At 71.4% G+C, this 10,488-nt stretch carries 9 protein-coding genes and 2 pseudogenes; 3 read left to right on the top strand and 8 right to left on the bottom strand.

The window, feature by feature from the left end; all coding sequences use genetic code 11:
• The 8 genes and pseudogenes from ASF38_RS19635 to ASF38_RS17025 form a co-directional block, all read right to left on the bottom strand.
• Nucleotides 1-969 (bottom strand): annotated as a pseudogene (locus ASF38_RS19635) (MCE family protein); the annotation flags it as partial.
• Nucleotides 966-1,967 carry an MCE family protein gene (locus ASF38_RS04130; RefSeq protein WP_055962922.1) on the bottom strand — a complete coding sequence of 334 codons (1,002 nt, stop codon included), beginning with the start codon at nucleotides 1,965-1,967 and terminating at the stop codon, nucleotides 966-968. The pseudogene ASF38_RS19635 and the gene ASF38_RS04130, both read right to left, overlap by 4 nt.
• The gene (locus ASF38_RS04135; RefSeq protein WP_055962918.1) at nucleotides 1,964-3,001 is read right to left on the bottom strand and encodes an MCE family protein; all 1,038 of its coding nucleotides are present in this window, start codon (nucleotides 2,999-3,001) and stop codon (nucleotides 1,964-1,966) included. Before ASF38_RS04135 ends, ASF38_RS04130 begins: the two co-directional genes overlap by 4 nt.
• Nucleotides 2,998-4,011 carry an MCE family protein gene (locus ASF38_RS04140; RefSeq protein WP_055962914.1) on the bottom strand — a complete coding sequence of 338 codons (1,014 nt, stop codon included), beginning with the start codon at nucleotides 4,009-4,011 and terminating at the stop codon, nucleotides 2,998-3,000. Before ASF38_RS04140 ends, ASF38_RS04135 begins: the two co-directional genes overlap by 4 nt.
• Complete coding sequence (locus ASF38_RS04145; protein WP_156366776.1) at nucleotides 4,008-5,309, bottom strand: MCE family protein; 1,302 nt, start codon at nucleotides 5,307-5,309, stop codon at nucleotides 4,008-4,010. The genes ASF38_RS04140 and ASF38_RS04145 overlap by 4 nt, the downstream gene beginning before the upstream one ends.
• Nucleotides 5,306-6,214, bottom strand: a complete 909-nt coding sequence (locus tag ASF38_RS04150) for an ABC transporter permease (RefSeq protein WP_082480360.1) — start codon at nucleotides 6,212-6,214, stop codon at nucleotides 5,306-5,308. Before ASF38_RS04150 ends, ASF38_RS04145 begins: the two co-directional genes overlap by 4 nt.
• A gap of 1 nt (nucleotide 6,215) precedes the next feature.
• Nucleotides 6,216-6,965, bottom strand: coding sequence for an ABC transporter permease (locus ASF38_RS17020; protein WP_082480430.1), 750 nt, complete (start codon nucleotides 6,963-6,965; stop codon nucleotides 6,216-6,218).
• 414 nt (nucleotides 6,966-7,379) lie between these two features.
• A pseudogene (locus tag ASF38_RS17025) lies at nucleotides 7,380-7,976 on the bottom strand (ABC transporter ATP-binding protein); the annotation flags it as partial.
• Nucleotides 7,977-8,279: 303 nt separating this feature from the next.
• On the opposite strand from ASF38_RS17025, the gene ASF38_RS04160 reads away from it, so the two are divergent.
• The 3 genes from ASF38_RS04160 to ASF38_RS04170 all read left to right on the top strand — a co-directional run bounded on the left by ASF38_RS04160 (nucleotide 8,280) and on the right by ASF38_RS04170 (nucleotide 10,307).
• Entirely contained in the window at nucleotides 8,280-8,609 is a 330-nt protein-coding gene (locus ASF38_RS04160) for a hypothetical protein (protein WP_056573840.1), read from the top strand.
• 69 nt (nucleotides 8,610-8,678) lie between these two features.
• Nucleotides 8,679-8,891, top strand: a complete 213-nt coding sequence (locus ASF38_RS04165) for a helix-turn-helix domain-containing protein (protein WP_056573843.1) — start codon at nucleotides 8,679-8,681, stop codon at nucleotides 8,889-8,891.
• Between the two features lie 168 nt (nucleotides 8,892-9,059).
• Nucleotides 9,060-10,307 carry a helix-turn-helix domain-containing protein gene (locus ASF38_RS04170; protein WP_082480362.1) on the top strand — a complete coding sequence of 416 codons (1,248 nt, stop codon included), beginning with the start codon at nucleotides 9,060-9,062 and terminating at the stop codon, nucleotides 10,305-10,307.
• Nucleotides 10,308-10,488: the final 181 nt, after the last annotated feature.

A 10,488-nucleotide genomic window follows, 5' to 3' on the forward strand; every position in this document is an offset into this window, starting at 1 on the left:
GTCGCCCTCGATGGCCCCCATGACCGAGTCCGGGAAGGGGTACGTCAGCAGGATCTCGAGCGACTCCGGGAGGTCGCGCCCGGCACGCGCCAGGTTCTCGAGGATCGGGTCGAGCGCCTTCAGGTCGGCGACGATGTCGTCCTGGGAGGCGTCCAGCGTCTTGACCGTCACCGTCGAGAGCCGGTCGAGGGCCGACAGCATGGCCACGAGGTCCTCGCGCTGGTCGACGAGCACCTGCATGCCGGGTGACAGTCCCTCGAGGGCCGAGACGATCTTGTCCTGGTCGGCCTCCAGGTTCTCCGACAACCGGGCGAGCCCGTCGATGGCCGCGGTGATCGACTCCTTGCGGTCGTCGAGCGTGGTGACGAACGTGTCCATCTCCCGGAGGAACCCCCTGATCTCCTCCGGGCGACCCGTCGACACCTCCTGCAGCTCGCGGGAGATCTCCTGGAACTGGCCGATGCCGCCACCGTTGAGCACCATCGACAGCGACCCGAGCACCTGCTCGACCTCCGCCGCCTGGGACGTGTCGGCCAGACCGAGCCGGGTTCCGTCGGCGATCGGCCGACCGGCCTGCGGCGTCTGCGGCCGGACCAGGGCGACGTACTTCTCGCCCAGCAGCGACGTCTGCTGCAGACGGGCGACCGTGCCGGCCGGCAGCTGCGCGTCCCGGTTGACGAGCAGGGTCACCCGCGCGCTCCGTCCGTCCGGGTTGAGCCGGATGCGGTCGACGCGGCCGACCGCCACGTCGTCGACCTTGACGCTGGACTGGGGCACGAGGTCGAGCACGTCGTCGAAGTCGGCCGTGATGCGGATCGGCTTGGAGCCGACGTCGGCGCCGCCGGGCAGGGGCGTGTCGTAGACCCCGCCGCCGAGCACGCCACAGCCGGACAGCGCGGCGAGACCGGCCACCACCGCGGCCACCAGCAGGCGCCTCATCGGCCCGCCCCTCATCGGCCCGCCCCTCATCGGTTCACCTCCGGGAGCAGGGCGGGCGCGTCGCCGCCGTCCTTCCAGATCGAGGCCTCGTTGAGGTTGCCGCGACCGGTGAGCGCCTTGAGGTCCGGGTCGTACGCCCGCAGGAAGTTCTGCAGGACGAGCGGGACCAGCCGGACGGTCTCCTCCAACGCCTCGCGCTGGTTGACGAGCACCCGGGTCGGACCCTGCAGGTTCTCGACGCTGGTCCTCAGCGCGCCGCGGTTGTCGCGGATGAAGTCGTCGACCAGGGCGAGCGCCTCACCGAGGTTGTCGATCGCTCCTGCCAGGTCCCCGCTGCTGTCGGCCAGGTAGTCGTTGACCTCGGCGAACTGCCGGTTCACGTCGGCCACGGCGTCGTCGTTCTCCACGAGCATGTCGTTGAACTCCCTGACGTTCGAGATCGTGGCGAACAGGTCGTCGCTGGAGTCCGCGAGGGTTCCCGAGGCGTCGCCGAAGTCGCCGATCAGCTGGTTGATCTTGACGCCCTGGCCCCGCAGGTTGCGGTCGGCCACGTCGAGGAAGCGCGACAGCGCGCCGTCGCGGTTGGCGCCGTCGGGACCGAGCTTCTCGCTCACGTCGGTGAGGCTCGCGTAGAGGTCGTCGATCTCGACCGGCACCGCGGTGCGCTCCATCGGCAGCACGGCGCCGTCCTCCAGCGTCGGGCCGCTCGTGTGCGGCTTCGTCAGCTGCACGAAGCGGTCGGACACCAGCGTCGGCGCGACGATGACCGCGGCCGTGTCGGCGGCCGCGGCCTGGCCCGGGTCGAGGCGCATGGTCACGGTCACGCCGGCGGGGCCGGGCGCGACGTCGGTGACCGTGCCGACCGGCACGCCGAGCATCTGCACGTCGGAGCCGGCGTAGAGACCCACGCTGGACTCGAACACGGCCTGCACGGTCGTGCGGTCGCGCGCAGCGGTCGCACGCCAGCCGACGACCGCCACGACGGCGAGCGCGGCCACGAGGGCGATGACGAGGCTCCGGCGTCTCACTGGCCCCCTCCCTTCTTCGGTGCGCAGTCACGGGCCACGTCGTTGCGCAGCTCGGGTGCGCCGCTGGCGTCGAACAGTCCGCAGATGTAGGCGTCGACCCACGGACCGTTGCCGGTCGCCGACGCGAGCGTGCGGTAGTACGGACCGAGGCGCCGCAAGGAGGCCTCGAGCTTGCTCTGGTTGGCCTGGAGGATCTCGGCCACGTCGTCGAGCTTGGCGAGGGCCGGCCGCAGCTGCTCCTCGTTGTCGCGCACCAGGCCGGTGAGCTGGGTGCCCAGCCGCTCGGTGCCGTCGAGCAGCGCCTGCACCGTCTCGCGACGGGACGCGAGCTCCTCGAGCAGGCTGCTGCCGTCCTGCAGGAGCTTCGCGAACTCGGCGTTGCGGTCCTTGAGGGTGCCGCTGACCTCACGCGTGGAGGCCAGCAGCGCGGCGAGCTCGTCGTCGCGCTTGGCCACGACGCGCGAGAGGTCGGTCAGCCCGGCGACGGACTCGCGCACCGCCTTCGGCGTGTCCTCGAAGGTGTCGGACAGGACGTCGAGGCTGGTCTCGAGCTGGGCGGTGTCGATCTCGCCGATCGTGTCGGAGAGGTCGGAGAACGCCGCGTTGACGTCGTACGGCGTGCTCGTGCGCTGCAACGGGATGGGCCCGTCGATCTCGCCGGCCCCGAGCGGGTCGACGGCCAGGAACTTCTGGCCCAGCGTGGTCTTGACCTTGATGGCCGCCCGCGACTGCGGTCCGACCCGAACGTCCTTGGCCCGGAAGGTCACGACCACCGTGTCGCCGTCGAGCTCCAGCCCCGTCACCTCGCCGACCTTGACCCCGGCCACGCGGACCTCGTTGCCCGGCTTGAGCCCACCGGCCTCGGCGAACTGCGCCTGGTAGGTGCTTCCTCCGCCGATGATCGGCAGGGCCTGGGCGTTGAAGGCGAGCAGGAAGACGATCGCCATGGTCAGCAGCCCGACGACGGCGATCACGACGCGGTTGCGCTCCGCGAACGCCGTCGGGAAGCGGGGAGCCTTGCGTGTCCGGGTCATGCGGTGCACCTCTTCGCGACGGGCTGGGCTCCGAGGTCGCCGAAGTAGCCCTCGGGACGCGGGATGACACCCGTGATCTCGCACTCGTAGAAGTTGATCCAGGACCCGTAGGACGCCGTGCGTCCGATGCGGTCGAGCTTGCCCGGCAGGGTGTCGAAGAAGCGGTTCAGCACGTCCTCGGCGTCCGCCAGCTCCCCGGACAGCGAGCCGAGCGAGGCGATGGAGTCCTTGAGCGGTCGGCGCCCCTCCTCCAGGAGGTCGGCGACGCTGCTCGTGAGCCGGCCCATGCCGTCGAGGGTGTCGCCGATGGTCTCGCGGTCCTCGGCGAGACCCGAGACGAGCTGCTGCAGCGTGATGATGGTCCGGTCGAGCTCGTCGGACCGCCCGTTCACCGTGGTGAGCACCGACGTGAGGTTGTCGATCAGCTCGCCGATGACCTGGTCCTTCTCGGCCAGGGTCGACGTGAGGCTGGCCGTGCTGGAGAGCAGCCCCTCGACGGTGGCGCCCTCGCCCTGGAACACGGCGATGATCTGCCCGCTGAGGGCGTTGACGTCCTTCGGGTCGAGGAACTGCATGAGCGGCTGGAAGCCGTTGAACAGCATGGTCAGGTCGAGGGCCGGCCGCGTCTCCTCCAGGCCGAACGTGTGACCGGTCGGCAGCGTGTCGGTGTCCGCGACCTCCGGCGGCTCGAGCGAGATGTACCGCTGGCCGACGAGGTTGCGGAAGCGCAGCTGGGCGGTGGTCCCGCGGGGCAGCCGCACGGCGTCCTGCACGGTGAACTCGACCCCGGCCACGCGGTTGTCGTGCACGGCCACCTCGGTCACCGTGCCGACCTTCACCCCGGCCATGCGGATGTCGTCGCCGCGGTTCAGGCTCGTGGCGTCGGAGAACAGCGCCGTGTAGCTGCTCGACGAGCCGGGCGTCGAGTTGCGGATGGTCCCGGCCAGCGCCACGGTCGCGAGCACGGTGACGACCGTGAACACCAGGCTCTTGAGGACGAGCGTCTTCATCGCAGCTCCACCTTCGTGCCGCGCAGCGTCGGACCGACGAGCAGGCTCGCCCAGCGCGGGTAGTCCTGGGGGCTCATGCCCTGGCTCGGCGCGACCAGCTCGGCGATCAGCTGGTTCTCGGCCGGCGAGTTCGCCTCGCCCAGGCCCGCCGACGCCACCGCGGACCCGCGCGGGTCGTAGGCGGGCGGCTGGATCGCCTCGGGCTCGGACCTCGTGGTCGCGGACGACGCCCGCGCGGTGGCTCCGGTGGGGACGTAGGGGCACGACGGCTTGCCACCGCCGCTGAACGACGGGGTGTCGCGCCCGGGCCGGTAGCCGCTGCGCGGCGGGCTGACGTTGAGCACCACCTTCAGACCGGGCTGGTCCGTGCCCTTGCCGAGCACCCGGTCCATCCGCGGGATGAACTGCCGGGCCGACCGCAGCAGGCACGGGAACGTGCGCGCGTAGGGCGCCGCGGCCTCGAGCGCCTTGCGACTGTCCTCGGCCAGGATCTCGATGGTGCTCGCGTTGCCGGCCACCCAGCCCCGGCTCTCGTCGGCCGACGCGATGACCCGCTCGTACACCTCGGTGAGCGCCTGGCCCTTGGCCACCAGGGTGCCCGAGGTGGTCGTGAGGTCGTCGAGTGCCGTGAGCAGGTCGGGAGCGGCGTCGGCATAGGTCTCGGCCACGGTGCCGAGCCGGTCGAGGTCCTCGGCCAGCAGCGGCACGCTGGGCTGGAGCCGCTGCACGTACTCGCCCCACGCCTGGAGCGTGTCGCCCAGCTCGCCGCCGCGGCCGCGCAGCATCGTCGCGAGCTCGTTGAGGGTGGACTGCAGCTTCTCGGGCTGGATGGACTGCAGCAGCGGGAGCAGCTCGTCGAGCACCTTCTGCAGCTCGATCGCCTCCGCGGACGCGTCCTGGTCGATGACCGCGCCGGCCTGCAGGTGGCCGCCGGCCGGGGCCGTGGTCTGCAGCTCGACGTAGCGCTCGCCGAACAACGTCTTGGGCAGCAGCCGGCCGGTGGTGTCCGGTGCCAGCCGCTCCAGGACCTCGGGCTGGAGCGCGAGCGTGAGGACGGCGCCGTCGTCGGCCGTGGTGATCTTCGAGACCTCGCCCACCGGGACGCCGTGCAGCTTCACGTCCGATCCCTTCTGCAGGGCGTTGCCGACCGCGTCGGTGCGCAGCTCGACGTCGGAGCTCGGCACGAACGCCCTGTTGTAGGCGAGCACCGCGCCCCCGACGAGCGCCACGACGACGAGCCCGTAGCCCAGGCCGAGCAGCACGTCGACCCAGCGCGGAGCGCCTCGGCGCGCGCTCATCCGGCGATCCGCACGGTCGTGGTGGTGCCCCACAGGGCCATCGACAGCACGAGGTCGAGCACCGCGACGGTGACGATGCTGCGGCGCACCGCCGTGCCGACCGCGATGCCGACGCCGGCGGGCCCGCCCTGCGCCATGAACCCGAGCCGGCAGTGGATGAGGATGATGAGGACGGCGAAGACCAGCACCTTGGCGAACGACAGCAGGATGTCGATCGGCGGCAGGAACAGCGAGAAGTAGTGGTCGTACGTGCCGGCCGACTGCCCGTACAGGTGGACGGTGACCATCCGGGCGCCGAAGTACGACGTGAGCAGGCCGATCACGTACAGCGGGATGATCGCGACGAAGCCTGCGACCACACGGGTGGTGACGAGGTAGGGCACGCTCGGCACCGCCATGACCGTGAGGGCGTCGACCTCCTCGTTGATCTTCATGGCACCCAGCTGCGCCGTGAAGCCCGAGCCGACCGTGGCCGACAGCGCGAGCGCGGCCACGAGCGGCGCGATCTCGCGGGTGTTGAAGTAGGCGGAGATGAAGCCGTTCAGGGCCGACGTGCCGATCTGGTCGAGGGCCGCGTAGCCCTGCATGCCGACCACGCTGCCGACGAAGAGCGTCATGCCGAGCATCACACCGATGGTGCCGCCGATGACCGCGAGGGCCCCCGAGCCGAAGCTGACCTCCGACAGCAGCCGGAGGATGTCGCGCGGGTAGCGCCGGACGGTGGCCGGGATCCAGGCCAGCACGCGACCGTAGAAGCGCAGCTCGGCGCCGGCCGCGGCGACGGCGTCGATCGGCCGGTCCCACCAGCGGGCGGGTCGGTCGTCGATGCCGAGCTCCTCGGGCGTCGGCTCGGGCCGGGGCGTGCGCCCTCCGGCTCCGGGCCCCTGGGGCGGTGCGACCGTCATGTCAGGCTCCCTTGCCCGGGACGAGCTGCAGGTACAGCGTGGTGATCACGAAGTTGACGAAGAACAGCAGCAGGAACGTGATGACCACCGACTGGTTCACCGAGTCGCCCACGCCCTTCGGGCCGGGAGCGGTGTTGAGCCCCCGGTGGCAGGCCACGATGCCGGCGATGAAGCCGAACACCACGGCCTTGAGCTCGCCGACCCACAGGTCGGAGATCTGCGCCAGCGCGGTGAAGCTGGACAGGTAGGCGCCGGGCGTGCCGCCCTGCACCATGACGTTGAAGACGTAGCCGCCGACGACGCCGACGACCGACACCAGGCCGTTGAGCAGGATCGCGGCGCCGATGCAAGCGAGCACGCGCGGCACCACGAGGCGTTGCACGGGGTTCACGCCGATCACCCGCATCGCGTCGATCTCGTCGCGGATGCGGCGCGAGCCGAGGTCGGCGCAGATGGCTGCACCACCCGCCCCGGCGATCACGAGGCTCGTGACGATCGGAGCCGCCTGCTGGACGACCGCGAGCACGCTCGCCGCACCCGTGAACGACTGGGCACCGACCTGCACCGTGAGCGTGCCGAGCTGGAGGGCGATGACCGCCCCGAACGGGATGGCGACGAGGATCGCGGGGATCCACGAGACGCTCACGACGAACCAGAACTGCTCGAGCGCCTCGCGCGCGGCGAAGGGCCGGCGGAACGTGGCGCGGGTGGTGTCGAGGGCGAGGGCGAAGACGTCGCCGGTGGCGGTCAGCGACCGCGCGACGGCACCCGACGTCGGGTTCGGCGGGACTCGGTGGGTGTCGTCGTCGTCGGCCACGTAGAGCGGTGCGTTGCCCGCGCTGACCCGCTCACGGTGGCGCACGGAGCTGGGTCGAGCACCCCCCGAGCGGGGCTCGAGCTGGCGGGGCAGCACCTCGATCGCGCGGGCTCCGCCGTGGCGCAGGGGGCCACCCGCGCCGTAGTCCACGGGCTCGTCGAACAGGTCGATCGTGCGGTGGTCGTTCTCCTCGCTCATGCCGATCGGACCCTCTGGGTCGCCGCTCATGAACTGGCTGACGACCGGGTGGTCGGTGAGCAGGAACTCCTCGCGCGGACCGAACATGACGAGCTCGCGGCGGTAGAGCATGCCGAGGTTGTCGGGCAGCGTGCGCGCCAGCTCGATGTTGTGGGTGACCACGAGCATCGTGGCGTCGGTGGCGGTGTTCACGTCCACGAGCAGCTGGGCGAGGTTGGAGGTGCGCACCGGGTCGAGGCCGGAGTCGGGCTCGTCGATGAGGATGATCTCGGGGTCGGTCACGAGCGCGCGGGCCAGGCCGGCCCGCTTCTTCATGCCGCCGGAGATCTCGCCGGGCACCTTGTGCTCGGTACCGAGCAGGCCCACCATGTCGAGCCGGTCGAGGACGACCTGGCGGATCTCCTCCTCGCTCATGCGGGTGTGCTCGCGCAGCGGGAAGGCGACGTTGTCGTACACGTTCATCGAGCCGAAGAGCGCACCGTCCTGGAACAGCACGCCGAACTTCTTGCGCAGCTCGAGGCGGTGGGCCTCCTTGACCGACACCATGTCGACGCCGTCGATCAGCACCTCGCCGCGCTCGGGGTCCACGATGCCCATGAGGGACTTGAGGAAGACGGACTTGCCGGTTCCCGAGGGGCCGAGCAGCGCGGTGATCTCCCCCGGCGGCAACGTGAGGGTGACGTCGTGCCAGATGTTCTGGCGCCCGAAGGACTTGGTCAGTCCCCGCACCTCGACGCTTCCGCCCATGCTCTTCGCCCCTCCGTCGTCCTGCAGGCCCGACGCATCCTGGGTGCGTCACGACCGTGGCCGACCGTAGGTGTGTCGCAGGCCACGCCGCCAGGCCCAGGGCCACAGAGGGTGCCTGCCGGTCATTTCTTGTCAGCCGCGTGACAACTTTCGTCGGGCCCGCGCTGCGGCGGCCCGCGAGACGTCGCGCCGCTACCGATGAGTCGCACCCTGGAGCCGGACACGAGCGCACGACCCGTGTCCGGAGCGCGCCCTAGCGTGGGCCGGACACCCCTCCCCGGCGCGACGACGAAGGGACCCTGCATGGACGATGACCACGCCCGACCCCGCTGGCTGCACGAGCCGTGCCCGTCCTGGTGCGCCTCGACGCACCGGGAGGACGACGCACCGGAGGATCGTCACCACGAGGGCACGCCCCACTACCTGCCCGTCGTGATCGGCGTGCGGGAGCAGGGCAGTGCGCGACCGCGTCCGCTGACCACCGACCTGCTGGTCGTGCGCACCCGGCGCTGCGGGGAGCCCGAGGAGTGGGTCTTCGTCGGCGAGCCCGACCAGCGGCGTCAGCACCTGGTGCTCGCCCCGGACAGTGCGCGACGGGTCGCGACGGCGCTCCAGGCCCAGCTCGACCGGTGACCGGAGGGACCGCCGGATGCTACTCATCGGTCTGTCGACCGATGAGTCGCACTGCGCCACGCTGCACGCGTGAGCCAGCCACTGCAGCAGATCCTCGGCCGACGCCTGCGCCGGCACCGTGAGTCCCTCGGCCTGAGCCAGGAGAAGTTCGCCGAGCAGCTCGGCTACCACCGCACCTACCTCGGATCGGTCGAGCGTGGCGAGCGGAACCTGACGCTCGTCAGCCTCGAGCACCTGGCCGCGCGCCTCGAGGTCGACCCGTTGGACCTGCTGCGCCCCTGACCGGCTCCCCGACCCGCGCAGGAAGTTGTTACCCGCGTCACAAGTTCCCGATCGATTCCGTGGCGGCGGTCCGTCGAGCCTGGACTCCACGCGACGCCTGCTCCTTGACTGTGCTCGAGGGAACGTCCGCGCGGCCTCGGGCTCGCGGCACGAGCAAGGGGGAGACACATGACTGCAGTGGCACACGAGCGCGACGCCCGTCCGACGGAGTCCGGCCGGGAGCGCCAGCTGCTGCGGGAGGTCCTGGGCCTTCCGCAGATCGACGCCGCGGTCGTGGCCGGCTACCGACCGCGCTCGGTGGAGCTGACCCGACGCATCGTCACCCGCATCCGGGAGGAGGTCGCGGGGTTCTCGGCCGACGCCGATCCCGTGATCCACAAGGGCATCGACGAGGCGATCACCCGCGCGGTGGCCGTCTTCGTCGACACCGTCGCCGGAGCGCCCACCTACGGCACCGAGATCTACACCTTCTACCGCTGGCTCGGCAGCTACCAGGCCGCGGCCGGCCTCAACCTCGACGCCATGCGGGCCGCGCACCACATCGCCACGCAGGAGTCGTGGACGGACGTGCGCCTCGCCGCGACCGCGCTCGGCCAGTCGGCCGAGGTCGTGGGGGCGCTCGGCGACGGCCTCATCGCCTACCAGACGGCGCTGTTCGAGCACGCGTTCACCGGCTTCGTGGAGACGAGGGCCCGCGCGACCCAGGTACGCGAGCAGGGCCGTGCCGCCATGCTGGTGGCACTGCTGGACGGCACGGGACCGGCGGGGCTGCGCGAGGTCGCCGGCCGATGTTCGTGGGTGCTGCCTGAGCGCATCGTCGTCGCCGTGACCACGCACGACCAGGCCTCGACGTCGATCGTCTCGGCCTGCCAGGAGGCGCTGTCCGGCGTCCACCAGGACCGCCTCATCGTGGTGGCCGACCCCGAGACGACCACCCGTCTGGCCCGTCACCTCGCGGGACGCACGGGCACCGACGTCGCCCTGTCGTGGCCGGTCGACCCGAGCGAGGTGCACCGCGCGGTGCGGTGGACCAGCCGCGGGCTGTCGCTGCTGCAGGACGGCGTGATCGAGGCCCCGGAGGACCACGTGCTCGACTGCGAGCTGCACCAGTCCCGGCTGTGCGAGCACGCCGACCCGGCGCTGCGTCGGCTCGCGGACGAGAAGGTGCTGGCGCCCCTGCTGGCCCAGTCGCCCAAGCGCCGGGTGGCCCTGGCCGAGACGATGCTGCTGTGGCTGCAGACCCGCGACAGCGCTCCCGCCCTCGCGGCGCGGCTCGGCGTGCACGACCAGACGGTCCGGCACCGCCTGCGCCGGCTGCACGCGCTCTTCGGCTCGCGCCTGGACGAGCCGACCCAGACCCTCGCCCTGCTGTCGGCCCTGGAGTCGAGCATCGTGGCGTGGCGGCGCGCGGTGTAGCTGCCGAGTGCATCTCCAGCGCGCGAGGTGGCGCGAGCCCCGGAGGCTGTCGTCTCGGCAGATCGGATGGCGTTCCCGGGCTCGCGCCACCTTCATGATACCGATCGGTAGCGGCCTGGGAAGGGCTTCGTCCCCAGGCCGCCCCGCGTCCTCGTCAGCTGATGTTGATCGCACCGTCGGG

The sequence above is a fragment of the Aeromicrobium sp. Leaf272 genome (genome assembly GCF_001422865.1).
Classification (GTDB): domain Bacteria; phylum Actinomycetota; class Actinomycetes; order Propionibacteriales; family Nocardioidaceae; genus Aeromicrobium.